This window comes from Leisingera sp. ABM4_060 (assembly GCF_056158765.1).
Map to the genome: position 1 here is coordinate 2,145,936 of NZ_JBSWTX010000001.1, position 23,659 is coordinate 2,169,594.

The 23,659-nt window shown below is 67.7% G+C and carries 20 protein-coding genes; 6 read left to right on the forward strand and 14 right to left on the reverse strand.

Annotation, left to right across the window (positions count from 1 at the left end):
* The first annotated feature begins 188 nt into the window (after nt 1-188).
* The 3 genes from ACXAEH_RS10555 to ACXAEH_RS10565 all read left to right on the forward strand — a co-directional run bounded on the left by ACXAEH_RS10555 (nt 189) and on the right by ACXAEH_RS10565 (nt 3,534).
* Nucleotides 189-605 carry a BlaI/MecI/CopY family transcriptional regulator gene (locus tag ACXAEH_RS10555; protein WP_475032595.1) on the forward strand — a complete coding sequence of 139 codons (417 nt, stop codon included), beginning with the start codon at nt 189-191 and terminating at the stop codon, nt 603-605.
* On the forward strand, nt 595-1,737 hold the full coding sequence (locus ACXAEH_RS10560) for a M56 family metallopeptidase (RefSeq protein ID WP_475032597.1): 1,143 nt from the start codon (nt 595-597) through the stop codon (nt 1,735-1,737). The genes ACXAEH_RS10555 and ACXAEH_RS10560 overlap by 11 nt, the downstream gene beginning before the upstream one ends.
* A gap of 378 nt (nt 1,738-2,115) precedes the next feature.
* Complete coding sequence (locus ACXAEH_RS10565; RefSeq protein ID WP_475032599.1) at nt 2,116-3,534, forward strand: hypothetical protein; 1,419 nt, start codon at nt 2,116-2,118, stop codon at nt 3,532-3,534.
* 66 nt (nt 3,535-3,600) lie between these two features.
* On the opposite strand, the gene ACXAEH_RS10570 is transcribed toward ACXAEH_RS10565, so the two are convergent.
* The 11 genes from ACXAEH_RS10570 to ACXAEH_RS10620 all read right to left on the reverse strand — a co-directional run bounded on the left by ACXAEH_RS10570 (nt 3,601) and on the right by ACXAEH_RS10620 (nt 15,910).
* A complete protein-coding gene (locus ACXAEH_RS10570) occupies nt 3,601-4,698 on the reverse strand; it encodes a GNAT family N-acetyltransferase (protein ID WP_475032601.1) in 1,098 nt (365 codons plus the stop codon).
* Between the two features lie 10 nt (nt 4,699-4,708).
* Nucleotides 4,709-5,641 (reverse strand): sulfotransferase, encoded by a 933-nt coding sequence (locus tag ACXAEH_RS10575; RefSeq protein WP_475032602.1) that lies wholly within the window; start codon nt 5,639-5,641, stop codon nt 4,709-4,711.
* Entirely contained in the window at nt 5,638-6,738 is a 1,101-nt protein-coding gene (locus ACXAEH_RS10580) for a GNAT family N-acetyltransferase (protein ID WP_475032604.1), read from the reverse strand. The genes ACXAEH_RS10575 and ACXAEH_RS10580 overlap by 4 nt, the downstream gene beginning before the upstream one ends.
* Nucleotides 6,735-6,947: a hypothetical protein gene (locus ACXAEH_RS10585; protein ID WP_475032605.1), complete on the reverse strand. Its 213-nt coding sequence runs from the start codon at nt 6,945-6,947 to the stop codon at nt 6,735-6,737. Before ACXAEH_RS10585 ends, ACXAEH_RS10580 begins: the two co-directional genes overlap by 4 nt.
* Nucleotides 6,917-7,909, reverse strand: coding sequence for a GNAT family N-acetyltransferase (locus tag ACXAEH_RS10590; protein ID WP_475032607.1), 993 nt, complete (start codon nt 7,907-7,909; stop codon nt 6,917-6,919). The genes ACXAEH_RS10585 and ACXAEH_RS10590 overlap by 31 nt, the downstream gene beginning before the upstream one ends.
* Nucleotides 7,902-9,065, reverse strand: coding sequence for a glycosyltransferase (locus tag ACXAEH_RS10595; RefSeq protein WP_475032608.1), 1,164 nt, complete (start codon nt 9,063-9,065; stop codon nt 7,902-7,904). Before ACXAEH_RS10595 ends, ACXAEH_RS10590 begins: the two co-directional genes overlap by 8 nt.
* Nucleotides 9,062-10,300 (reverse strand): glycosyltransferase family 4 protein, encoded by a 1,239-nt coding sequence (locus tag ACXAEH_RS10600; RefSeq protein ID WP_475032610.1) that lies wholly within the window; start codon nt 10,298-10,300, stop codon nt 9,062-9,064. The genes ACXAEH_RS10595 and ACXAEH_RS10600 overlap by 4 nt, the downstream gene beginning before the upstream one ends.
* Nucleotides 10,287-11,783 carry an O-antigen ligase family protein gene (locus tag ACXAEH_RS10605; protein ID WP_475032612.1) on the reverse strand — a complete coding sequence of 499 codons (1,497 nt, stop codon included), beginning with the start codon at nt 11,781-11,783 and terminating at the stop codon, nt 10,287-10,289. The genes ACXAEH_RS10600 and ACXAEH_RS10605 overlap by 14 nt, the downstream gene beginning before the upstream one ends.
* On the reverse strand, nt 11,780-13,096 hold the full coding sequence (locus ACXAEH_RS10610) for a polysaccharide deacetylase family protein (RefSeq protein ID WP_475032613.1): 1,317 nt from the start codon (nt 13,094-13,096) through the stop codon (nt 11,780-11,782). Before ACXAEH_RS10610 ends, ACXAEH_RS10605 begins: the two co-directional genes overlap by 4 nt.
* A gap of 17 nt (nt 13,097-13,113) precedes the next feature.
* Nucleotides 13,114-14,553, reverse strand: coding sequence for a hypothetical protein (locus ACXAEH_RS10615; protein ID WP_475032615.1), 1,440 nt, complete (start codon nt 14,551-14,553; stop codon nt 13,114-13,116).
* Nucleotides 14,554-14,665: 112 nt separating this feature from the next.
* Nucleotides 14,666-15,910 (reverse strand): sugar transferase, encoded by a 1,245-nt coding sequence (locus ACXAEH_RS10620; protein WP_475032616.1) that lies wholly within the window; start codon nt 15,908-15,910, stop codon nt 14,666-14,668.
* 334 nt (nt 15,911-16,244) lie between these two features.
* On the opposite strand from ACXAEH_RS10620, the gene murJ reads away from it, so the two are divergent.
* Entirely contained in the window at nt 16,245-17,813 is a 1,569-nt protein-coding gene (gene murJ / locus ACXAEH_RS10625) for a murein biosynthesis integral membrane protein MurJ (RefSeq protein WP_475032617.1), read from the forward strand.
* Nucleotides 17,810-18,907, forward strand: a complete 1,098-nt coding sequence (locus ACXAEH_RS10630; RefSeq protein ID WP_475032619.1) for a DegT/DnrJ/EryC1/StrS family aminotransferase — start codon at nt 17,810-17,812, stop codon at nt 18,905-18,907. Before murJ ends, ACXAEH_RS10630 begins: the two co-directional genes overlap by 4 nt.
* 48 nt (nt 18,908-18,955) lie before the next feature.
* Here ACXAEH_RS10630 and ACXAEH_RS10635 read toward each other — a convergent pair whose 3' ends face one another.
* On the reverse strand, nt 18,956-19,663 hold the full coding sequence (locus tag ACXAEH_RS10635; protein WP_475032621.1) for a polysaccharide lyase family protein: 708 nt from the start codon (nt 19,661-19,663) through the stop codon (nt 18,956-18,958).
* A gap of 186 nt (nt 19,664-19,849) precedes the next feature.
* Here ACXAEH_RS10635 and ACXAEH_RS10640 point away from each other — a divergent pair, with 186 nt between their 5' ends.
* Nucleotides 19,850-21,016: a glycosyltransferase gene (locus ACXAEH_RS10640; protein ID WP_475032623.1), complete on the forward strand. Its 1,167-nt coding sequence runs from the start codon at nt 19,850-19,852 to the stop codon at nt 21,014-21,016.
* A 37-nt stretch (nt 21,017-21,053) separates the two neighbouring features.
* Here the strand turns inward: ACXAEH_RS10640 and ACXAEH_RS10645 are convergent, their stop codons facing one another.
* Complete coding sequence (locus ACXAEH_RS10645; RefSeq protein WP_475032625.1) at nt 21,054-22,286, reverse strand: polysaccharide biosynthesis/export family protein; 1,233 nt, start codon at nt 22,284-22,286, stop codon at nt 21,054-21,056.
* 21 nt (nt 22,287-22,307) lie between these two features.
* On the reverse strand, nt 22,308-23,438 hold the full coding sequence (locus ACXAEH_RS10650; RefSeq protein WP_475032627.1) for a GNAT family N-acetyltransferase: 1,131 nt from the start codon (nt 23,436-23,438) through the stop codon (nt 22,308-22,310).
* Between the last annotated feature and the right edge of the window lie 221 nt (nt 23,439-23,659).

Consider the following 23,659-nt stretch of genomic DNA (forward strand, 5'->3'; position numbering starts at 1 on the left):
CTTCTCAGCCAAAACGACCAACGGGTGCGCCTGTCACTGTCTCAAAGACCGGCCCATCACCTTGCAACTTGCTGAATAAACTCGCGCGGCAGCGCACATTTTGGCAACAGCAGCGCCGCCGCCGCACGTCTCCTAAAAAAATAGTTTTCACATGCCCTCCCATCCCCTAGCATGACTGGAACGATCACATGAGCCGGACTGCCGATCCCATGCGCAAGAAACAGGACACTTCTCTGCTGACCGAAGTGGAGCTGGAATTCATGACCGTGGTCTGGGACCTCGGCGGCGGCACCGTGCGCGATATCCTGGCCGAGCTGAACAAGGCACAGGAACGCGCCTATACCTCGGTGGCCACGGTTCTCAAGATCATGGAGCAGAAGGGCTTTCTCACCAGCGAGCGCAAGGACCGCTCCTTGGTCTACCGCCCCGCTGTTCCCAAGGCAGAGTATCAGAAAACATCTCTGAAAAACCTTTCGAGCAAGCTCTTCAACGGTGCGCCGGCGGCTTTGGTCGCCCGGCTGGTCGATGATGAGGATGTGACCGACGAGATGCTCGAGGAGATGCGGGCGCTCTTGGAGGAAAGGCTGGGGGACAATGCCAACTGATGTTCTGCTGAATGCCTATATCGATCTGAATATCCTGCTGCTGGCCGGCGCCGCCCTGTGGATCGGCGCGCGCAAGGCCCTGGCGCGCAGCAGGCTGGGCCGCGCCTACCAGCCGCAGTTGCGGCTCTTGAACGGGATGACGGTTCTTCTGGCCATCTGTCCGGCGCTGATCCTGGCCTTCACCCATTTCGTCATCGCCCATCCGCCGAATTTCTCCGACATGCTGGTCTCGCAGTATCTGCAAGGCAACGTCAGCATGAGCGCGGGCGAGTTTGAAACCCTGCTCGGCCTGCGCGAGGATGCGGTGCGCGGGCTCACCACGCTGCAGCCGCTGTGGGCCCAGGCCCTCGCCGCAGGCTTTACCGCCTGTGCCGCGGTCTGCCTCGCGCATGTGGCGGTTTCCGTGTTCCGCCTGCGCCAGAACCTGGCCGCCGCCTTCACCTGGAAGCGCATCGGCCGGGTGCAGCTGATGGTCTCGGACAGCATCCGGGTGGCCTATTCCACCCGCGGGGTCTTCCGCCGCTATGTGGTTCTGCCCGCAGCCCTGCTGCACGACCCGCGCGACCTGCGGCTGACGGTGGCCCATGAGCTGCAGCATTTCCGCCAGCGCGACATCGAATGCGAGTTTCTGCTGGAGATGCTGCGCCCGCTCCTGTTCTGGAACCCCGCCTTTTACCTGTGGCGCCGCGAAGTGCGGCTGTTGCGGGAGTTTGCCTGCGACCAGGCGCTGATGGCGCGGCCTGCCTTTGATGTGCGGGCCTATTGCGAATGCCTGATCCGCGCCTGCGCCCTTGCCGCCCGCGGCCCCGCTCTGTTCACCCGACGCAGCCCGGCGGTGGCGCTGGTCGACCGGCGCGAGACCCGCCGCGGCGTCTCGCTGCAGCGGCGCATCCTGGCCGTCACCGCACCGCAGCCGCAGGTTCAGAGCCCGCTGGGCTGGGCGCTGGTCGCGGGTCTGATGGCCGGTCTGGTGCTGGCCACCGCCATGCTGCTGCAGCGCCCCGGCGACTGGAGCCATGACCGCATCATGCTCTCGACCATCGTCAACCTGGAGCGCATGGCCAGCCGCAACAGCACGCCTGAGCTCGCGGTCAGCGCCCTGAACGGCGGATTCGCTGTCCCCAGCCAGTAACTTTGACGCCCCCGGCAAGACGCCTTGCCCCCTCCGCCGGCCTAAGTCGGAGCGGGCTGCGGCCGTGTTTCCCGCTTTGTTCTCCTGCCTTGCCCGGCTGCTGCAGGGGGCTGGCCGGAAACCGCCGACAAGAATGGCACCTTTAAGGCATTCTTGAAGGCGGAAAATTCAACCTTAATACGGCATATCCTGACGCTGATCCGCTTCAGTTGCCGGTTTGAGGGGAATTTTCAGCAAAATTTCACCAACTCTGCCGCTGCCGCTTGGCAGGTTCCCGCTGTGCCGCCGGAACCGGCCGCTCCGGCGGCTTTCTTTCGGGCACGTCTCAAGTCCACAAGAAGCGCAACAGTGCAATGTGCAAAGTATGAGGTAACAGGCATGTACCAGACCGACTACAAACGCGTCGACGCAGAGACGCTCATCCAGCTGCAAGATGGCCGGATCGACATCTCCGACGACGGCAATGTCACCCTGATGCGGGCAGGCTCCGCAGGTTCCAAAGTCGGCAAATCGACCTACAGCACCGCGATCAACACCACCGACAATTCCGGCGTGGTCACCGCTGAGTTCGACTTCATGATCCCCGACGGGATGCCCACCAGCCACATCTACCTGGCCGACATCGAAAGCAAAGCCGCCAGCAGCGGCTTCAACCCCGGTGTCCGCATCCAGGTCCGCGACGGCATCATCCGCGTTGAGCGCGGCAAGATCGGCATCAAGGAACTGTGGCCGGCCGACATGGACGAGCTGGAGACCGGCCGCTGGTACTCGCTGAAGGTGGAACTGCGCCCGGGCCGCGGCAACGACGGTGAAGTGAAACTGTACCTGGACGGCAAGAAGGTTGTTGATGAAAACGGCCAGACCGTCGATACCACCTCGTCGAACTCCTGGATCGACACGGTGCAGGTCGGCCTGACCGCCAACGTCAACGACTATGACGCCGCACTGGCAGTGCGCAACATCGAGGTGAGCACCGATCTGCCTGGCACCGCCAACGACAGCTATTACCGTCTGGACCCGCTGGACTCGCTGCAGTTCGCCGAAGAGATCTACCGCACCGGCACCGAGGCCAACCCGGTCTATGTGAACGAGATCGACCCCAACCAGCCGCCGGTCGATCCCGATCCCGATCCGGTCGATCCTGATCCGGTTGATCCCGATCCGGTCGACCCGGCCCCCGGCGGCGGCAACGGCATGAACGAGATTACCGGCACCGACGGTGCGGATGTTCTGTCGGGCAACGGCACCAAGGACGACATCCAGGGCTTTGGCGGCAACGACAGCCTGAAAGGCAACAACAACGACGACGTGCTGCGCGGCGGCGACGGCAATGACACCCTGCGCGGCGGCCAGAACGACGACACCCTGTACGGCGGCGTCAACAAGGATGAGCTGTACGGCAACGTCGGCAACGACACGCTCAACGGCGGCAAGGGCTATGACACGCTCAAGGGCGGCCTCGGCGATGACAAGCTGTACGGCAGTTCCGGCAAGGACACGCTCAAGGGCGGCAAGGGCGAAGACACGCTCAAGGGCGGCAAGGGCGACGACAAACTGTATGGCGGCCTGGAAAAGGACATCTTCGTGTTTGGCGCCGGCAGCGGCGGCGACGTTGCAGCCGACTTCATTGCGGGCACCGACAAGGTGATGCTGGAATTCGATGCATCGGAACTGGGCGCGCTGCGGGTCCAGCAGGACGGCGATAATGGCGTGCTGATCACCCACGGCGCCGACTCGCTGCTGCTGGAAGGGATCACTTACGCCGAGCTGTCCTCCAGCGACTTCATCCTGGGCTGATCCCTCTGTCAGACCGGACCGGCCCGGATGCGCCGGGCCGGACACAAGCACATCCCCGTCCGCGGCTCAGGCACGCGGGCGGGGATTTTCCGCCTTCAGCCTATGCCGCGCCGCCCGGATCTGCTCTGCCGCCGCCAGCCGCAGGCGGGGCAGCACGCCGGTGCGGCGGACTTCCAGGACCGTGGTTGTGCGGCTGCAGGTTGCCAATTGGCTCAAATGCCCCCGCGTCGCCCAGAAATCATATCTGGAATGACCGCTTTCCAGACAGTTCAGGATCGCCATGAATGCCAAGGCGCCACCGGCACCGAATGCGGCGAAATCCGGGTTATAGGCCATGAAATACCCGTGATGGCCGCCCGGATCGACCAGCTCATAGGCAAAGGCCATCGGCTTGCCCTTCAGGCAGGAAAACCAGATCCCCAGCGTCCCGTCCCGGGCCGTGCCCCGTATCTGGTCTTCGTATAGCGGCAGGCCGATGTTGCGCATCCGGCCATCGAACTTCCAGCTGTTTTCCAGCACCTCCCGCATCATCGGCAGGCAAGCCTCATAGTCGTTCTCATGGGTGAAATGGTGGATGTCGCAGGCCTCGCGCAGGTGGCGTTCCTTGCGTTTCCAGTTGCGCCGGTTGCGGCCTTTCATCTGCGCCAGATAGGTTGCGCTGTCCTTGAAGCCGTCGACCATGTAGTAGCTTTGTCCGGGCCGGCTGCGCACCTGAAGCCCCCGCTGCTGGAACACCTGCGGCAGGCAGCGCGCCAGGCGGTTGCCTTCCGGCAGGCTGGCAAAGGTCAGATCCAGCCAGGTCTGCCGGTCAAGCGCCTGCGCCAGCAGCGCGCAGGCCTCGCGTTCATCCTCCGAGGGCGCCAGCAGCAAATCGAAGGACGGCGAGGAGCCAAACTCCGGAAACCGGCCCCGCTGCGCCAGCAAGGCCTTGCGGTCGCAGCGGAAGAAAACCGGCAGGAACCCGGTCAATTCGCTGCCGCGGAACAGGCAGAGGCAAGCAGGCCGCTGGCCGGTGGCGGCCGCAGCCCGCACCCAGGGCAGGAAAAACCCGGGCCGGTCAAACGCCCCGGCACCGCAGGATTTGGCCAGCAGCTCCAATTGCCGCTCCAGCGCTTCCAGCTCTTCGGGGCTGCCGGCAATTTCCACTCTCAAAGGGTGTTTCATCGGCGGCCTCTCAATCCGGCTGGTTCAATCGGCAGCGGGCCGCCGGGGCGCCGGCCTCCCCGGCCCATACCCAATGCGGAAAGGCGCGCGGGCGGCGCCGGGCCAGATGGCGCTGCATGCGCTGCAGAAGCACCTGCGGCACCGCTTCTGCCGCCTGCTCCGCCGCCTGCGCCAGCGCGCAATCGAGCCGGGTCAGCGCCCGGCGCCGCTGGCCCGGGCTGGCAAAGCTGGAGTTCGCCGCATAGTCCGGCGCCCGCAGCCGTCCCGGTTTCAGGCCGATCTCAGCCAGCAGCGGCGCCAGCGCGGTGCCCGGTGCCGCGCGCAGGGTTTCGAAATCGGTCAGAAACACCCGGTCCCGGCCCAGGATCCCGGGCAGGCTGCGCATATAGCGGCGGTGGAACACATTGGAGGCGCAGGCCCGCGCCACCAGCGCCGCGCGCCTCGGATAGGGCGGCGGCTGGCGGCCATAGGACCACAGCCGCGACCGCAGGAAACCGCGGGTTTCACGCATCACGCACAGGAACCGCGCTTCTGGCACCTGCGCAGCAATCCCGGCCGCCAGCAACGTGTGATGCGGAGATTTCTCGACCCAGGCAGCCGCATCCTGCCGCCGCGCCAGCGCCTCCATCATGCTGCAAAACAGCGCCGCCGGGGCAGCGGCGGCCTCGGCGGCCTGCCTGCCCCATTCAAGGCCCAGGCCGCTGAGTTGATAATATTCGCTCTGCAAAAAGCTCCGGGCTGCTGCGGCGCGGAAGCCGGGGCCGGGCCAGGGCTCCAGCGAGGGTGCGAAATGCGAGAAGAACACGCTCTCATGCACCCCCTGGTGATGCCTGGCCGCCACAGCGGCGACGCCCGGCTGCGCTGCCAGCAGATTGGCCGCCAGCGTGGTGCCGCTGCGCTGCAGCCCCAGCACGAACACCGGAACGGGCGGGTGCGCTGTCATCGCTGCCTCCAGGCCGTGCGCAGGCTGCGCGCCTGCTGGCGCAGGCTGAACAGCACCGCATGATCCGGCTGGCGCAGCGGCAGCACATGGGCCGGCACCAGCGGTGTCACATCCGGATTGAAGGCCGATTTGAACTGATCCCGGTTGCGGGCCCCGGCGCCGGCCGCATCCGCGTCCGCTGGCGCTCCGGCCATGTCATAGGCGGCAAACCCCTGCGCTTGCGCCAGTTTCAGCGCCTCCCAGACCAGCGGATACCCGGCCGGGGCCGCCGCCCGCTGCCCTTCGGCCCGGGCCAGCACCAGCCAGAACGCCCGGTCGCCGTCGCCGATCATCACATGGCCGCCCATCAGCCGGTCCTGCTGCCAGGCCAGCAGAAAGGCGCCGCGCTCGCGGGTCATGGCCCATTGCCGCTCCACTGGCGGCACCAATTCCAGCCCCAGGCCGCGGGCCTTGAAAAACTCCCGCATCAAGGCGCCAAAGGCCTGCGCCTGTGCCTCGGTTGCGGCCGGGCGCACCTCCAGCCCCGCCTTGGCCGCCTTGCGAATCTGCCGCCGGCAGCGCTGTTTCAGCCGCCCCATCAGCTCGTCCGGGCTGCCGCGCAGGCTGACCAGCGCCGTCGCCGCATGCAGCGATTGCTCGCCGGCAGGCAGCTGCCGGGCCCCGGCCTTCTGCAGGATGCCGGTGACCTCCGCCACCTCCCCGGCGCCGCTCCATCGCGGGTTCAACTGCATTGAGCAGCAGCCCATCTGCCGCAGCCGCGCCGCAAATCCGGGCAGGATCCGCGCCAGATCCCCAGGCGAGCGGGTCACCGGGCCGCGGCGGAAGCTGGCCAGGTAACGCCCGGGCATCAGCCGCGACAGCCGGGCCAGGCCGAAACCCTCCACCCGGCCATGGCGTTCCGTTGCGCTCAGCATCACATAGCGGTGGCGGCCCGGCGGCGGGCAGCGCCGGGTGAATTCAGGGCATTGCAGCCAGCTGGCTGACGGGCAGTTTTCCAGAAAGTCCCGCAGCCGCCGCTCTGACTTGGGCGTCAGGCTGCCGTGCACCCGGACCCGCAGGCCGGAGGTGTCGCAATGCAGCTTGTGCAGCATGGTCATGCCTCCCCGTCTCCCTGATGCGTTACATCCGCCCGGCGCAGCGTCTTGCGCGGCAGCATGCCCCGCAGACCGGTCAGCATGCGCAGCTCATCCTCCAGCTTGAGCAGCCAAAAGGCGCCGCTGCCCCGCGGCACCCCGCGCAAGCGCCGGACCCGGAATGACCCGGTTTCGAAATCTTTCAGGAAATGCGTCCGGCGGCCGAATTCCACCGCGCCGGCCGCCCCCGCGCAATCAGCTGCTGCAGACCCTGATACAGGCTGGCCCGGCCCGGAGCCAGGCCGGCATGGGCTTCGTCAAACTCGGAGAACACGCTGTACCAGGTGTCCTGGCAGCGCACCGCGCAGAAGGAGGCAATGTCGGCCCCGCCGGCCCGGATCAGCACCAGGCTGCCATTGTCCCGGGCGGCAAACCGCGTCCACAGCTCTCTCAGGAAGATGTCGCCGCCGCGCAGGGCCGCGATCCCGGTCCCGGTCCGCTGCTTCCAGGAGCGCCCGGACAGGGCCAGCATCCGCTGCACCGGCACCGCGGCCGCCGCCTGGAACGCCTCAACCTCGGCACCTGCCCGCTGCAATTCGCGCTTGCTGACGCGGACCTTCTTGCGGAACGACCGGCTGCGGGTCTGGCAATAGCTGTCCCAATCACACAGGTTCTCGGCAATCGAGGCGCCCTGTTCTTGGTCCTGCCACAGGTCCAGTCCGCCCAGCCGCAGGCAGCGGGTGGTAAAGGCATCACGGGTGCAAAGCCGGAAGGCAGGCAGCTCGATCCCGCCCCGGGGTGCTGCGCGGCAGACCGCATCCAGCAGCGCCCGCAGAGTGTCGCGGCTGGTGGCCAGAAACTCGAAAAAGCCGGTGTAGCTGCAAACCCAGCCGGACAGGACCCGCGGCCGGTAAAGCGGCAGCAGCTTGCTGAACCGCTTGCGCATCAGGCACATCGGCGCCGCCGCCACCATATCCGCACCGCGCCAGACGGTGAAAACCCGCAGCCGCCCCGGCACCCCGAAACCCGCCTGCTGCGCCGCCAGCCAGTCGAAGGAGGAATAGAGCCGCCCGCGGCAGCTGTCATGCATCGCGCGCCACTGCGCCTCGCGCGCGGCCAGGTCCGCCCAGCTGGTCAGCACCCGGACCTCCAGCGCCGCCTTGGGCGCACTTTGGATGGCCGCGCAGCTATTCATCCGCCATCCTCCGGGCCGGCGCCCAGCGCACGCTGCGCACTCCGGCCATCGCCCGCAGGATGCCAAAGCCCATCGCTGCATGGCCCATCACGAAGAACCGGCACAGCCCCGACCCCGGCAGCCGGGCCAGCGGCGGCAGCAGCAGCGAACCGGCGCCGATGCCATAAACGGCCAGCTGCGCCAGCAGCGCCGCGGTATAGATGCCGCCCCGCTCTGCCGCCGCCGCCAGGCTCAGCAGCAGCAGCACCGGCAGCAGGAAGGCCACCAGCCGCCGCAAGCCCTTGTGGAACATCAGCTGCAGCGCATACAGCCCGTAGCGGCCGGGGTTCATCAGCCGCCGCATCCGCATCAGACCGCGCCAGCCGCGCTCGGTCGAGCGCACCCGCCGCATGAACTCATCCCCGGTGTGGCTGGTGACCGCCTCCTGCGCCACCGCGCGCGGCTCAAACACCAGGCGGCAATGCTGCGCCGGGGCCTGCACCGAGATATAAAAATCATCCGCGACGTCACCAGGCACCCGCCCCGGCACCAGATCGCGCCGCATCGCATAGAGCGTGCCCTGCGCCGAGACCGCGCCGCCCAGCCGGTGTTCCGCCGCCTTGAGGCTTAAATCATAAGACCAGAACAGCCGCTCCGCCCGCGCCAGCCAGCCGCCGCGGCCGCTCTTGCGCTGCGGCTGCAGCCGCCCGCAAACGCCGCCGGTTTCCGGCGCGGCAAAAGGCGCCAGCAGATGCCGCAAGGCGCCTGGCGCCAGCATGCTGTTGGCATCCGAGAAAATCACCACATCCGACTCGATCCGTGCCAGCCCTGCTGTCAGCGCCTGCGCCTTGCCGCCGTGCCCCGGCGTCTGAAAGGCGCGGATCCGCGGGCTGTTCAGCGACAGCGCCTGCGCCAGCGTCCCGTCTTCGGAGCCGTCAGAGACCACCAGCACATCTACCCAATGCGGCCCGCAGTCCTGCGCCAGAATGGTTTCCAGCTTGGCGCGGATCGCGGCTTCTTCGTTGCGCGCGGCAATCAGCACGGTGGCCCGCACCGGCTGCTCTGGCGGCAGCGGCGCCCGGCGCCCGGCCACAGCCGCCAGCAAGAACCACAGCCCCCCGTAGCCAAGCAGCGAAAAGGCAATCAGCCCGGCGCAAACCCAGAACAGCAGGATCATTCCGCCGCCCTCCCCATCGCGGCTGCCGAAAACGCCCGGAACAGGTTGAACTGCCGCTGCGCATTGATCTGAAGCGAGAACTCCTCCTCCACCAGCGCCCGCCCCTGCCGGGCAATAGCGTAGGCGCCGCCGGGATCCGCATGCACGGCCTCCAGCGCGTAAAGCAGCTCGGGAACCGAGCCCGGCTCGATCAGGAAACCGGTCTGGCCGGGGCGGATCAGTTCGGGGATGCCGGACACATTGGTCGAGATCACCGGCCGCTGGAACGCCAGCCCCTCGATCGCCACATTCGGGATGCCTTCGGTACGCCCCGAGGGGCCGATCACCGACGGCGCCGCAATCACATTGGCGCTTTCATAGAGCCGGCTCACGGCCGCAAAATCCTGTTTGCCGAGGAAGGATACCCGCTCCCCCAGCCCCAGCTCTGCCGCCAGCGCCTCCAGTGCCGCGCGCTCGGGCCCGTCGCCCGCCAGCGAGCAGCACCAGTCCGGAATCTCCAGCGCCGCCAGCGCCCGCAGTAGAAGGTCGACCCCCTTGCGCACCTGCAGGGAGCCCACATAAACCACATGGAACGGCCCTTTCTGCGGCGGCGGACCAAGCTGCGGAATGGCCTCCACATCAACGCTGGAATGGATCACCTGGATCTCGTCCGCGCGCAGGCCGCGCACGTGGCTGGCCAGGAAATCGCGGCCGTAATTGCTGATGGTGCGCACAAACGACGCCTCGCCCAGCTTTTCGGCCAGCAGCCGCTGGGTGCGGAAAATGTCATGCGCCCGGCAGCTCACCGAATAGGGGATGCCGGTCAGCCGGTGGATCACCCAGGCGGCAGTGGCCGGATGGCCTGCGAACTCCGCGTGCACATGGTCGGCACCCCACTCCGCCAGCTCGCGGGCGATGGCGCTGGCCGCAACCGAGACCACCGCGGATTTTCCCGCCAGCCCCGGCTTGCCGCCCTGCTGCGCCCCGATCAGCGCCAGCGGCCCCGCCATGCTGCCCAGCCGGGCGCCGAAGCTGGCCAGGGTACGCGGGCTGACCAGCCCGACATGGCGCGCGATGGCCTTGGTCGGCTTGGCAAAGTCATGCAGCACTTCCGAGGTGTTGTAGGGCGCCAGGTGGTACAGCCGCACCTCGGCGCCGAACTCGATGAATTTCATCACATCCCGCAGGATGAATGTTTCGGTGAATTTCGGATATTCCGTGACGATCACCGCCAGCCGCATGTCAGATCCCCCCATCCCTGCTGCCTGCCCGGCCCGGGGCCTCTGGCGCCGCTTGGCCAGGTCCCTCCTGGCTATGCCCCTCTTGGCCATGCCCCTCGTGGCCCGTGTCTGCTGTGCCGCTGCCGGTGCCTTCCCCAAGGCTCAGATGCCGTGCCGCCACACAAAGCGCAGGCAGGATCCACATGAATTTAGTGTCCTCGTTGGGCATGAACAGCGATGCGATCAAAAAAGCGGCGAAGCCATAGGCCAGCGCCCTGGCAAAAACCGACAGCCCCGGAATGCCCGCCCGGGCGGCCTGAACTGCCGCGTTCAGGGCGCTGAGCATCACGCCCAGGAACAGGGCCAGGCCGATCAGCCCCAGTTCGGCGGCGACCTCCAGATAGCTGTTGTGCAACTGCCGCGGCGCAGGCTCGCGCCCCGGATACCAGCGGAATTCATCGCCCGCATAGAATTGCGGATAGTTGCCGGGACCGACGCCGAACACCGGGTTCTCCCACAACAGCTGCAGGCCGATCAGGTTGTAGGAGAACCGCCGCAGCAGGGTCCGGTCAGAGCCCTGTTCAAACATCGTGCCCATCCGCTCCCAGTAGACTTCCGGCACAAAGGGCAGCGCAGCGGCGCCGGCGGCGGCCATTGCCATCAGCAGCAGCGGGAACATCCGGTGCCCGCGGTTCTGCCACATATAGACCAGCGCAATCAGCGCAAAGGCAATTGCTGCCGAACGCGCCAGCGTAAGCACCAGCCCGGCGGTGCCGACCAGCACCACAGCCCCGCTGAACCAGCGCAAGGGTTTGTGTTCAAAGAATAAAACGGCGGCAACCACGACGGTGCACAGCAGCATATGCGCCGCCGTCGTCGGGTTGTAATTGGAGGCGCCGGCGCTGCGGGCCTGGCCCTCGAACTGGGCGCTGGTGGCGGCTTCCTCGGTGGCCACCAGCCGCACCCCCAGGAAGCTTTCGGCCAGCACAAACAGCCCCGAGACCAGCCCGGTGCCGACAAGGATCCAGATCAGGCAGCGCAGGCGGCGCGGGGTGTCGGCCAGCGCCACAATCAGGAAAAACAGCACAATCACGCTGGCGAAGCCGATCACGTGGTCCTTGCCCTCCGTGGGGTATTCGCAGGTGAGAAAGGAAATCCCCAGCCAAAGCAGGAACAGCATCACCAGCGACTTGGTGCGGCTGCGCGGCCCCAGCCGCAGGTGCCGCGGTTTGCGGTAGCCTTGCAGCATCAGCCCGCCCAGCGCCGCCACAGTCAGCAGCTTGAAGGCCGAGAGCGGCAGCGCGTTGGACAGGATGCTGGCGAGCGCGTCGAGATGGGCAAAGGTGACCAGCAGCATCAGCGCCGCAAAGGGGTTGAGGGTGACCAGCCCGCCCACGGCGAGGCCCGGCACCAAGGCCGCGCCCATTTTCATCGAGACCAGCGAGAAGGCAATCAGCAGCAAGGCCAGAAAGCCAAGGGTGCCGGTCAGCAGCAGGTATCCGGTCAGCCGCCAGATCATGCCGCCCGCGCCCCCCGGCGCTGTTGCCTGCGCAGCGGGCGCCGTTTCAGGCGTTTGTGCAACGCCTTGCTCAGCCCCGCGGCCAGGATCAGCAGATACCAGTAGTGGTTGCCCTGGAAACAGCGCACGGTGGCGCGGAAGTGCCAGGCATCCAGCCGCGCGCTGCGGAACCCCGCGGCGTTCTCGCCCGCATGCACCCGGCTGATCACCGACGGGTCCTCGCCTGCGCGGTTGCTGCCCCGGCCGGCGGTGGTGGCGGTGTAGCCTTCTTCCACAGCGATCCGGCGGGCCAGGCCCGAGGTCCGGTTCTGCGGCCAGCAGAACAGCTCCGGCACCTTGCCCAGGCGGGCCTTGAACTCGGTCCGGCAGCGGGCCAGTTCGGCACGGACGCGGGCTGCGTATTCCGCCTCGCTCTCAAGCCGCCCTTCGGTGAAGGCCGGCGCGGCCAGCGCCGCGTCGCTTTCCGGGATGGCTGTCCCCGCGGGGACAGCGGGCGGTTTTTCGGCTTGGTACCAGTCGTGCTTGCTGCCGCGCATGGCGGCCCATTGCATCCAGGCATGGCGTTTCCAGTTGCCGCGGGTGAGGCGGCCGACCGCGCGCGGGCCGACCGGCACCCGGATGTGGTCGATCCCATGCGGCTGCACATCAAACACCTTGTCCGGCCCGGGCCGGTCCAGCGCCCGGATCTCGCCCCAGCTGAGGTAGCCGTCCCAGCGGGATGGCCGCGGCGTGTCGTCCAGGCTTTGCGGTGCGGGGCGCTCCGGGGCGGCGAATTCCAGCGAGACAAACAGAGTGGCGCACATGCCGTGGCGGCGCAGGACCGGCGCCGCCGCAACCCAATTGTCGAGATAGCCGTCATCGAAGTGCAGCAGCACCGTCCCCGCCGGGACCGGCGCGCCGGCGCGGCGGCGGCGGATGAACTCGCGGCTGTCCATGACGCTGCATCCCATCTGCCGCAGCAGCGCCAGCTGGCGGTCCAGGGTTTCCGGCCGCACCGAGGTCTCCGAGGCCCAGGGCAGCCAGGAGGCATCGGCGCTGACGCTGTGCCAGGTCAGGCAGGGCACGCCGCCCGGCCGCCGCATCCAGCCGTCGGCGATCCACAGCCAGGCTGCCAGTGCCGGCAGGCCGCACCAGCGCGGCCATGTCCCCGCGGGGACAGCCAGCCAAAACAGCAGGACCGCGGCGCTGCCGGCAGCCCAGAGCAGCAGCGCCCGGCGCCGTTCCGCCTTGCGCCCGGATTGGCCAGGCCCGCAGCCGCGCCCCCTGCGCGCCGCCGGACTGAGGCTGGTTAAGGATGTCTTGTGCAGCCGCACGCCCCGGTAACCTCCTGTCAGCCTTTCAGAAACACGCCAAAAACATTCTCCACCCCCTGCTCGCGCAGCCGCGCCGCGGTGCCCTGCAGCGCCTCTTCGGTGACAGCGCCCGGGCGGATGCCGATCACCACCCAGTTGAAGCCGCAGGCCTTGCTCATCGAGAAGCTTTCGCCGGCACCGCCCAGATCGGTCACCTTGACGCCATTGCTCGGCGCCGCCCCGGCGCGTCCCGCCAGCGGGCGGCCGAGCTGGATCACCGGGCGGCTGCTGCCGCCTGCGGGGACGGCCTGCAGCGCGGCGCTGCCGGCCTGGTCCTGCGCCGCGGCTCCGGTCCCTTCGAGGCGCCGCACCTTGAGCTTCTGCCAGCCCTTGAGGCGGCGCATCGCCACCTCGATCACCGCGGTCAGGCGGCGGGACTCCTCATCGCTGCCCAGCGCCGTGACGGCGCCCTGGCAGGGCATTGCGTTGCATTGCAGGTTCATCGCTTTGGCCAGCTGCGCAAGCTTGGCCCGCCTGGGCCGCCGCAGCGGAACGGTGCCCAGCGCCCGCGGCCCGAACAGCCGCTGCAGGTCGCTTTCGGTCTTGATGGTGCTGGAGAACGTGTCGGCGCTGATCACCAGAAAGGCCGAGATCATCACCCAGCCAACAATGGAAAACACCGTGAAGACAATCACCTTGGGGAAACTGGGATAGATCGGCACCACCGCCGGATCGATCACCCGCAGCATGGCGAAGTTGTTGGCGCGGGCCAGCCGCAGCGCGTTGATCTGGTCCTCAAGCTCAGTGAAGTTGCCGTCGCCCTTGGCGATTTCCTGGCGCAGGACGGCCTCCAGCTGGCGCGAGGCGGCATCGGCCTGGGCCCGCAGATGGGCGACATATTCCTCTGCCAGCAGGTTGGCGGCCAGCGCAGCGACGGCCGGCCGGTCCCGGCTCACCTTGATCTCCATGATGTAGGTGCCCTCGACCATCTCGACCTCGATGGAGTCCTGCAGCGACAGCACCGCATCGGTCAGCGGGTCCAGCGGCACATGCTTGCCGGAGTTCATGGTGTTGTAGATACGCCGGAAATTGCGCCGGAAGCTGTGGAACCGCTGGGCGATCTGCTCCGTCAGGCTGGGCGGCGCGCCGGTGTCCTGCTGGGCAGAGGCGGGGCCGCGCGGCATTTCCTGCCGCAGCCGGTCCACCGTCTTGGCGGAGATCTCGCGGCTGAGCAGGTATTCGACATGGGTCTGGGTCAGCAGATTGGCCGGGTTGATGGTGGTGGAGCGCACAAAGGTCTGGCTGTAGGCGAGCTCTGTCTGGGTCGGCAGCAGCGAAACCTTGGCGGAGCTGGAATAGATCGGCGCCACATGCAGGAAGAAGGTGCTGAGCCCCGCAGTGCCGCCCACCAGCGCAACGAACGCCACCAGGATCATTACCCGGTAATACCCCAGAAGCTGCCGGTAATGCGCGGTCATGGCCGCATCCTCCCCAGGGCGCGGGGCTGCAAGGCCCGCGGTGCAGGATGCGCCGGTTTGCGCCCTTCGGATCCAGCACGGGCGGCTGCCCCCCGCTGCCGCCCCTGCCAGGTCATGAGGAAATCACCGAAGACTGCAGCAGGTACCTCTCGACGAAATGCCGGGACGCGAGGGAGGTGGTCGAATAGGTGGCGAAATTGGCAAAGCCGCTTTGCCCGATGCCCACCGGTTCGCTGTGTTCGATCCTGGCCCGCACCTTGAGGCGGCAGACCCGGCCGGAGCGGCGCTTGCGGGTCAGCATCACGAAGTGCTCGCCCTGCGGGAACGGGCGGGTCGAGACGAACTGCAGCACTTCGTCGGAGATGCCGCAGATGGCGCCGATATGGGTGCTGTTGCCTTCGTCAAGCTCGACCCGGCTGTCCGGCGGGCAGTTGAAACCGGCCCGCAGCCACCGGTGTTCGGCCAGCGGCCGGAACTGGGCGGTGAGGCCGCAGACGGCAAGGCGGATGGACTTGCGCAGGACGCAGAAGCCGACATAGGCGAGAAAGCTGACTGCGGCGCCATAGCGGATCGGCGTGCGGCAGCACATGCGGTTGAAGCGGGCGCGCAGGGCCTTGGGGGTTTCATGGGTCATCAGCGCCTGGGCAAAGCCGACCAGCCCGGGGCGGATGCGGAAACGCTCCTCATAGCCCGGCGCCTCCTTGCGGTAGACATCTTCGATTTCCGGGCGGATCGGGCGCGGCCCGAAGAACACCATGTCGCCGCGCAGGATGTTGATCAGCTGCGGCAGCTCATCCAGCCGCGAACGGCGCAGGTAGATGCCCATGCGGGTCTCCGTCATCGAGCGGCGCGGCAGGGTGCGGTCGCGGGTGACGGTGCCTGCCTTGAAGCTGAGGGTGCGGAACTTGAGGATGTTGAACTCCTTGCGGTCCTTGCCCAGCCGCGGCCCGGCATAGAACACCGGCCCCCGCACCAGCGCCTTCTGCAGCAGGATGATCAGCAGCATCAGCGGGCTGACCAGCGGCAGCAGCACAAGCGCCAGGCCGCGGTTGAGAATGGCGTCGAACAGCGGATTGCCCGGCGCGTAGCCGGTGCGCAGCTCGGCACCGCTCAGCAGCCCGCGCGGCGCGGCGGCGCGCCCGGCTCCGGTCTCCGGCCTGTTTGCTGTTTCCGGTCTGTCCCCGGTTCTGTCCCCGGTGCCTGGGCGGCTCTGCGGCCTGTCCTGCGGTCCCTCGTTCGCTCTCCCATGCGGCCTGGCCGCTGAAACAGCCGGCCTGGACGGTACAGATCTTTCGCCATTTATAGATTTCGCGCCATCAGCCCCCCCGGCTGAGCCGCGAACAAAAACCCGGTTCATTGTATCCCCCTATACAATTCCCAGTATGTACGAATGTATTTCGCAGGCTAATTCACCGCGCTTTCAACAATAGCCCGGCAGCAGCTGCGTCATCCCCCGCATACGATGGAACGGAACAGGGTGATTCGTGTCAATTGGCCAAGCGGCATACGCCGAAGGGGTTACCACCCGTCAAGTCTTTGAAATTCAATAAAACATAAAATTCTCCATCCTCTTGCCCATGGCCGCTCGGGCACGCTTTGGAAAAAATAAAACATTTTAATGGCCGCCCCGGAGAAGGGCGCTAAACTGAATAGCTGGAGCAGATTTTTGAGGACGCCGGAAAGCGCTGCGCATGAAACAGAATGGAACCCTGCGCAGCATTATTTCGGTGACGTTCTGGAAATCCATCGGAATGGCGCTAAGCCTGGCAATTGCGCTGGCAATTGCCAATCTTTTTGGTGCCGGAGCGTCGTCGGATGCGTTTTTCCTGGCCCGCCGCGTGGTCTCGAACATTGCCGCCGGACTGGAGCGGACCCTGCAGTTCCTGCAGGTGCCGCCGATGGTGCGGATGGCCGAAACCGAGGGGCTGCAGGTGCTGGCCAGGCACCTGCGCAAACGCAGCTGGCAGATCCTGCTGGCGGCGGCGGTGCTCTGCGCCGCCGCTTTTGTTTTTGCCCCCGCGCTCACCCGGCTGCTGGCGCCCGGTTTCAGCCTAGAGCAGCATGCCAGTGCCACGGTGTACCTGCGGATCCTGCTGGCGGTGCTGCCGCTGTCGGCGGCCACGGCGCTGGCCGGAGCGGTGCTGAATGCGCTGCGGCTGTTCCGGCTGCCGGTGATTGCGCGGCTGCTGCCGCGGGCCTGCGCCGCAGCGGCGCTGGCGCTGGTGCCGGTCTTTGCCTTCGGGCTGGGCGCGGTGGCGCTGGCGATTGCTGCCGGAACCGTGGCGATGGCCTGTTTCTTTGCGGTCTGCATCCGCCGGGCGCTGGCGCAGGACTGGAGGCCGCAGCCGGACAGCAGCGGCAGTCAGCTGCCCTATTCGCGCAGCCGGATCTGGGCCATGCTGCTGGCGCAGTTTCACCTGTTCGGCGCCGGCTGGATCGACATGGCGATGGCCTCGCTCACCGGGGCAGGCAGTGTCGCCACGCTGGAGTTTGCCCAGCGGATGACCAATATGGCGCCGGGTGTGGTGACCAGCAGCGTGATCATTGTCTATTACACCGAGTTTGCCAGCCACCTGGCCCGCGGCCGCCAGGATGCCTTCCGCAAGAGCGTGCAGGATGCGATGCGGGCGACTTTGCTGTTTGTGATGCCCGCCGCGGTGGCGCTGTTCATGCTGAACCGCCCGGCGGTCTCGGTGCTGCTGGGGCATGGCGCCTTTGAACCCTGGGCGGTGCAGCAAACCGCCAGCATCATTGCGCTGCTGGCGCCGCTGCTGGTGGTGAATGCGCTCTTGGGGACGCTGGCCTCTGCCCTGTTTGCCGACCCCGGGGCACCGCATCTGAAGATCATCTTCACCGGTATTGCGGTGTCGCTGGCGGTGCGGGTGGGATTGAACTGGCTGCTGCTGCCGGTCCTGGGCGTGCTGGCGGTGCCGCTGGCCTCGCTGGCGGCGATGTCGGCGCTGCTGATCGTTCTCTACCTGCGGCTGGTGCAGGCCATCGGCGCCCCGGTGCGGCTGCGCGAGGCGGGACCGTTTGCGGCCATGGCGCTGGCCTCTGCCGGGGCGGCGGCGGCGGTCTGGATGGTGCAGGCGGCGGCCGCGCGCGAGCTGGCCGGGCGGCTGGAAGTGCTGTCGGTCGCGGTTCTGTCGGCGGCCTGCGGCGGGCTGGCCTTTGCGGCAGTGGCAACGGTGCTGAAGGTGCCGGAGCTGGCCCGCGTTCGCGGTGTGCTGCGCAAGGCGCTGCGGCGGGGCACCGCATGAGTGCTGCCGCCTTGATCCGGAAGTCGCCGCCATTGCGGCTGCGGCTGCCCGGCGCGGCGCTGCCGTTTCCGTTCGACAATGCCGCCACCCACCTGACCCGCAACGGCCGCTTTGCCATCCGCGAGGGGCTGCGGGCGCTGGGGCTGCCCAAAGGCGCGGCAGTGCTGTTGCCGGCCTGGCACTGCGGCTCTGAGGCTGATGCGGTGCTGGCAGCCGGGCTGCGGGTGGCGCTCTACCGGCTGAACCCGGACCTGACCGCGGATCTGGAGGATGTGGCGCGGCAATTGGCCGGGGGCCGCATCGCGGCAGTCTATGCGATCCACTATTTCGGCTATGGCCAGCCGGTTGAGGCGCTGCAGGAGCTGGCCCGGGCGCATGGCGCACTGCTGATCGAGGATGTGGCGCTGGGGCTGTTTTCCCGCACTCCGGACAGCGTGCCGCTGGGCAGCCGGGGCGATATGGCGGTGTTCAGCCTGGTCAAGACGCTGCCGCTGCCTGATGGCGGCGCGCTATGGCTGCGCAGTCCTGATCCCGGGGCGCTGGCGCGGCTGCAGCGACCGCCGCTGCGGGCGGTGCTGGCCGGTTTCAAAGGGGTGATGCGGCGGAGCCTGCCCGCGGCAGCGCCCGTGGCCGCAGCCGGCCCTGGCCCGCGGCAGCCCGAAGGCTGGCACAGCCGGGCCGGAATTGCGCCATCAGATATGGGCGGACGGATGTCCGTGCTGACCCGGCTGCTGCTGCGCGGCACCGATGCTGCCGCCGTCAGTGCCGCACACCGGCGCAACTATCTGGAACTGCAGGCAGGCGTGCCGCGGCGGGCGGGAATGCGCCCCTTGCTGCCGGAATTGCCCGCAGGCGCCTGCCCCGCATTCTTTCCGCTGTTCACGCCGGATGCCGGCCGGGTGCATCACCGCTTGCAAGCGGCGGGCATCCAATCTGTACGGTTCTGGCGGCAGTTCCATCCGGCGGTGGATTTGTCGGAGCATCCCGAGGCGCAGGAGCTGAAACGCTCAGTGCTGCGGCTGCCGGTGCATGCCGGGCTGGGGCTTGCGGACATGCAGCGGATCTGCGCGGCCCTTCATCAAGCGGTTGCGTGAAGAGATTGCGGAACAGCCAGCCGGCCCGGAGGTTTATTGCGGCGCAGGTCAAAGCAGGCAGAAGCGGACATCGTCCAGGAACATACCCGCAGCCTGCTTGTTGGAGTTGGCGGTGAGCCCGACCTGGAAGCGGTCGACCTGTTCCTGCACCGTAATGTCGGTGTGCTGCGAGACGACCTCCTGCGTCAGCATCGTGGTGCCGCGGGCATCGCTGATCACCTCGCCGTCCAACATCACCAGCGAGTGCCCCTCATCGCCTTTGCCAAGCGTGACCTGCCAGGTGATCTGGTGCCAGATCCCGGACTGCAGCAGCCGCGGCACGGTGGAGAAGAACGGCTGCTTGATGCCGATTTTGCGGCGGTCCACCCTGAGCAGGCCCTTGCGCAGGTAAAGACGGATGCCGGGATTGGTGTCGAGCCCGCAGGAGGCGCATTCCAAATCCATCAGGATGACGCTGTTGAGCGGGGTTTCGGGCGGGAAATACATCCGGGCCTGCATTGAAATCACGGTGCCCGCGGGCAAGGGATCGAAGCGGTGCACATAATCGGCCTTGCCCACTTTGCCCCGTTTCTTGGGGCCCGCCACCAGATGCGCCACCCGGTTGCCCGGCTGAAGCGGGTCCTGCACCTGGGCGGCCTCGCCCCGCTGCAGCTGCACAAAGGCAAAGCCGCCGTTCTTCTCTGCCGCCTCGAACACCCAGTGGCGGCTGTCCGGAGTGCAGGCATCGCTTTCGGCTGCTGCAGGCTGCGGAGCCATTGCGGCGAAAGCAGCGAAAAGGAAAAGCGCCGGCAACGGCGGGATGCACTTGAGCATGTTCATGGCAGACCTACTCTCAACTCAACACTTCTGAATGATATAGGGCGGCGGCGCTGCCCGGCCCGGAAATTTGCAGCCCGTGCTGCTGCGGGTACTGTGAGGATCGAAGGGATCAGGGAAAGCAGCATGCCAGACAGCCAGCCGCAGCGGATCGCCTTTGCCCTGCCGCATCTGAAGGCGGGCGGGATCGAGGTGGTGGTGCGTGCGCTGCTGACCCATCTGGACCGCAGCCGCTGGGCGCCGCTGCTGATCCTGAACCGCTGCGAAGGCGAGCTGCTGCAAGGCTTGCCGGAAGATATTCCGGTGCTGGGCTGCGGCGGCAAGGGCATGGTGCCGCGGGCCTGGGCGCTGGCGCGGCTGCTGCGGCGGCACCGGGTGCATCTGCTGTACAGCGGCACCAATGCGATGAACCTGTCGGCGGCGCTGGCGGTGCTGCTGCTGCCGCCCCGGCGGCGGCCCAGGCTGGTGATCTCGGAGCATACCACGGCAGAGAAATATCTGGCCAAGGCGCGCCACCCGCGCCTGCGGCGGCGGCTGATCCGGATGCTGTATCCGCGGGCGGACCGGTTGGCGGTGCCGTTGCAGGCGATCGGAGACGGCTGGCGGAACGCGCTGAACCTGCCGGGACCGCCGCTGGCCTGCCTGCCCAATCCGGTGCTGGACGGCGCGGAGCTGGCGGCGCTGCTGGCGGATCCGCCGGAACGGCTGCCGGGCCGGATCGCGGCCGCGGGGCGGCTGATCAAGGACAAGGGCCATGATGTGCTGATCCGCGCCTTTGCCGAGGTTCTGGAAACCCACCCGCAGGCCGAGCTGCTGATTTTCGGCTCAGGGCCGGAACGGGGCGCGCTGGAGCAGCTTGCCCGGCAGCTGGGGGCAGCGGAGCGGGTGCATCTGATGGGGTATTCCGGCAATCTGCTGCGGGATTTCGCGCGGGCGGAGCTGGCGGTGCTGCCCTCCTTGCGGGAGGGGTTCGGCAATGTGGCGGTAGAGGCCCTGGCCGCAGGCACGCCGCTGATTGCCAGCCGCTGCCTGGGGCCGGAAGCGATCCTGCAGGGCGGCAGGCTCGGGGTGCTGGTGGAGCCTGGCAATGTGCAGGCCCTGTCCGCGGCAATTCGGGACGCGCTGAGCCGCCCGGGAGGCGGGCAAGGTCAGGCGGAGGCACGGCGTGCGGCAGATCCTTACCTGGCGGCGGCGGCGGTGCGGGCGTTTGAAAACCTGGCCAGCGGGCTGCTGGCGCCAGCCGATGCAGCAGCCCCGGACCCTGACGGCAGCGCAACTGCGCGCAGCCGGTGACCCCGGCGGAACTACGGCCTAATGCGTTCCGGGGTGTTTAACCGGGCTCCAGCTCCACAAATCCGCCGCGGCGGACCTCCACCAGGTCACCGGGCAACACCCGGGTTTCCAGCGCCGCCGGCAGGATTTCCTCGCCTGCGCGGGTGTTGCGGCGGATGCGGTATTCGGCGGGCAGCAGCGGGCCGGTCGCGGGCACCTCGCCCAGCGCCGCCGACAGCGCCCGGATCAGCTCGCGCGAGGCTTCGATCTCGGACTCCTCGGCGCGGATGCTGGTCATGACGGTGGACAGTTCGGTGGCAATTTCCTCACGGCGGACCCGGTAGGCGTCCTCGATCGAGGACAGCAGGCTGGCCTCGCTCTGGCGGGCGCGGGCTTCATAGCTGGCGGCCAGCATCAGTTCGATGTTCTCGTCATTGTAGATGGTGCGCAGCTGGCGCACCCGTTCGGTGCTGGTCAGGCCGCGGTCCAGCAGCCCCTCGAGATCGGCCAGTGCCTTGGCGCTGGTTTCGATCTGCTCGCGCAGGATGGCCTGCTGCCGGCCCAGCGCCTGGGCCTCCTGATCGGCCAGGGCCGCCTGTGCCTGAGCCGAAGAGGCGCGCACCTGGGCGCGGTCGAGGCGGCTGCGCAGGATGTCCATCTGCTCGCGCATCAGCTGGTCGGATTCCGGGCCCGCCAGAGCCGCGAACTGGGCATCCGGTGCAATCTCCACCGCGCCGGATTCTTCGGCCAGCAGCCGCAGCCGCCGGGAATGCAGTTCGACCAGGGTGGAGCGGCGCACGGTGATGCGGGCCTGCTCGTCGGCGATGCGGATGTCAAGCTGGCTGGAGGCGCTTTCGCTTTCGCGCGGGTACAGGCCGCCGGAAACCGCCAGGATGCGCCCGACGGTCAGCCCGTCGCGGAAGTCGATTTCACCCGGGGTCACCACATCGCCAAGCGCGTAGACAGGCCGCCAGGAGGACACGCTGACCGCCACCGAGGCCGGCAGGCCGGTGCGTTCGGTCAGCTGCTCTTCGAGCCAGAGTTCAAGCTGGGCGGCGGTCAGGCCTTCGGCGCGGACTTCGCCGGCCAGATGCAGCGAGACATGGCCGTTCTGGCGCAGCTTGTAGGTGCGGCTGAGATCCTCGCGGTTCAGCACCGAGACGCTGATTTCATCGCCCGGCCCCAGCACCAGTTCGCTTGCCGCTGCAGGCAGGGCCGCACCGCAGAGAAATACGGCCAGTCCCGCCGCCTTGCGTGCCATGTGCAGTGCCCGGTTGTTTCCCCAGATCATGTCTTTCCCCTTCCCTGCCGGTCAGCTGACATAGGCCGACCGTTTGCGCGTGCGCAGCTGTTTCAGTTTGCGCGCCCTGGCCCCGACCGGCCGCAGCAGCGCCTGTGCGGTCAGCAGCAGATCGGCGTAGCCGTAGCGGCGGCAGATGCGCAGGCGCTGGAAGCTTTCGAAATCATCCGCCAGCCGGTCCAGGAACGGCGTCGAGCGCAGCATGTTGGTGTAGTGCAGGCCGCGGGCGGCCGCGGTCTCAATGCAGGTAGCAGCCATGATCCGCCCGGGCGAGATCTTGCGGAAGCTTTCGTCGAAATCGAGAATCAGCCCATAGGAGGTATCCCCCGCCTCCAGGCAGATGCAGCTGGCGGCCTCAACGCCATCGATCACCAGCAGATGCACCGCCATGGTGCCGCTGGCGGACATGTTCCGCCACAAGGTCTGAAAGAATTGGCGGGTGCCGGCGTCGGTGCCGATGTCGGTGCCCAAGCGCGCCTTCCAGGTGCGGGCAGAGACGGTCAGCGCGCCGTCGATTATGCGGTCTGCGGCCTCTCCCGGTTCGGTGGCGGTCAGCAGCTGGAAATCAGTCTTGGCCAGCGCCCGGCGGCCGGAGCGCAGGGATTTGCGGAAGTCGCGGCTGCGGCGGGACAGGCAGGCCTCCCAGCCGTCGTCGTGGCGGCAGACGCCGGCGCGGATTTCGCCGCGCTGGCGGTTGCGCAGACGCCCCTGGGCGGTGGCGGCGCAGATCCGGCCATAGGCGCCCGCCGCCCGCATCGGGGTCAGATCCGCCAGGTGCCAGTCACGGGCCGCAAGCAGGCTTTGCATCAGCGCGGCAGCGTCCTGGCCATGGCCCGGGGCTGCCAGCACGTCATGAAACCCGGCCCGGTCGCTGCACAGCATCGACAGCCTGCGCAGCCGGGGGCCGCCCTTCCACAGGGGGGCCCGGCTGACGCCCATCGGCAGCGCCGCCGCCAGTTGCCCGTCGCGCCACACGCAGCCGATCCGCGGGTGGGCGCCGTTGCCGAAACCCGCGGTCCAGGCCTGAATCCAGTCCATCGAGGAAAACGGTCCGCCGCCGGAGGCGCGGTGCAGCTCTGCCCAGGCAGGCTGCAGCGCCGCCAGCGCTTCGGGATCCGTTACAATTTCTATTCTCGCAGCCACAACACCCGCCGCACACCTATACACACCTCTTTGCAACCTAGATGGCAATTGCGCCTTGTCCACGCGGGCGGCGCAGAAAGTGCAGGCCTGCTGGGCGCAGGCGGCCTGGCACAAGGGGCGCAGTGCGGATTTCCCCCGCCCCGGCAGAAACTTGCGGGATAGGCGCCGACCCTTGAGCGGAGAAAGGACCAGCCGTCCCGCAGGGCGGCAAAATGCCGAGC

Excerpts from the sequence above, each read along its gene's own strand:
- ACXAEH_RS10560 (WP_475032597.1), top strand. The coding sequence starts at position 595 with ATGCCAACTGATGTTCTGCTGAATGCCTATATCGATCTGAATATCCTG.
- ACXAEH_RS10580 (WP_475032604.1), bottom strand. The coding sequence starts at position 6,738 with ATGACCATGCTGCACAAGCTGCATTGCGACACCTCCGGCCTGCGGGTC.
- ACXAEH_RS10615 (WP_475032615.1), bottom strand. The coding sequence starts at position 14,553 with ATGACCGCGCATTACCGGCAGCTTCTGGGGTATTACCGGGTAATGATC.
- ACXAEH_RS10595 (WP_475032608.1), bottom strand. The coding sequence starts at position 9,065 with ATGATCCTGCTGTTCTGGGTTTGCGCCGGGCTGATTGCCTTTTCGCTG.
- ACXAEH_RS10575 (WP_475032602.1), bottom strand. The coding sequence starts at position 5,641 with ATGACAGCGCACCCGCCCGTTCCGGTGTTCGTGCTGGGGCTGCAGCGC.
- ACXAEH_RS10630 (WP_475032619.1), top strand. The coding sequence starts at position 17,810 with ATGAGTGCTGCCGCCTTGATCCGGAAGTCGCCGCCATTGCGGCTGCGG.
- ACXAEH_RS10605 (WP_475032612.1), bottom strand. The coding sequence starts at position 11,783 with ATGATCTGGCGGCTGACCGGATACCTGCTGCTGACCGGCACCCTTGGC.
- murJ (WP_475032617.1), top strand. The coding sequence starts at position 16,245 with ATGAAACAGAATGGAACCCTGCGCAGCATTATTTCGGTGACGTTCTGG.
- ACXAEH_RS10600 (WP_475032610.1), bottom strand. The coding sequence starts at position 10,300 with ATGGGGGGATCTGACATGCGGCTGGCGGTGATCGTCACGGAATATCCG.
- ACXAEH_RS10620 (WP_475032616.1), bottom strand. The coding sequence starts at position 15,910 with ATGAACCGGGTTTTTGTTCGCGGCTCAGCCGGGGGGGCTGATGGCGCG.
- ACXAEH_RS10635 (WP_475032621.1), bottom strand. The coding sequence starts at position 19,663 with ATGGCTCCGCAGCCTGCAGCAGCCGAAAGCGATGCCTGCACTCCGGAC.
- ACXAEH_RS10645 (WP_475032625.1), bottom strand. The coding sequence starts at position 22,286 with ATGATCTGGGGAAACAACCGGGCACTGCACATGGCACGCAAGGCGGCG.
- ACXAEH_RS10565 (WP_475032599.1), top strand. The coding sequence starts at position 2,116 with ATGTACCAGACCGACTACAAACGCGTCGACGCAGAGACGCTCATCCAG.
- ACXAEH_RS10570 (WP_475032601.1), bottom strand. The coding sequence starts at position 4,698 with ATGAAACACCCTTTGAGAGTGGAAATTGCCGGCAGCCCCGAAGAGCTG.
- ACXAEH_RS10590 (WP_475032607.1), bottom strand. The coding sequence starts at position 7,909 with ATGAATAGCTGCGCGGCCATCCAAAGTGCGCCCAAGGCGGCGCTGGAG.
- ACXAEH_RS10555 (WP_475032595.1), top strand. The coding sequence starts at position 189 with ATGAGCCGGACTGCCGATCCCATGCGCAAGAAACAGGACACTTCTCTG.
- ACXAEH_RS10640 (WP_475032623.1), top strand. The coding sequence starts at position 19,850 with ATGCCAGACAGCCAGCCGCAGCGGATCGCCTTTGCCCTGCCGCATCTG.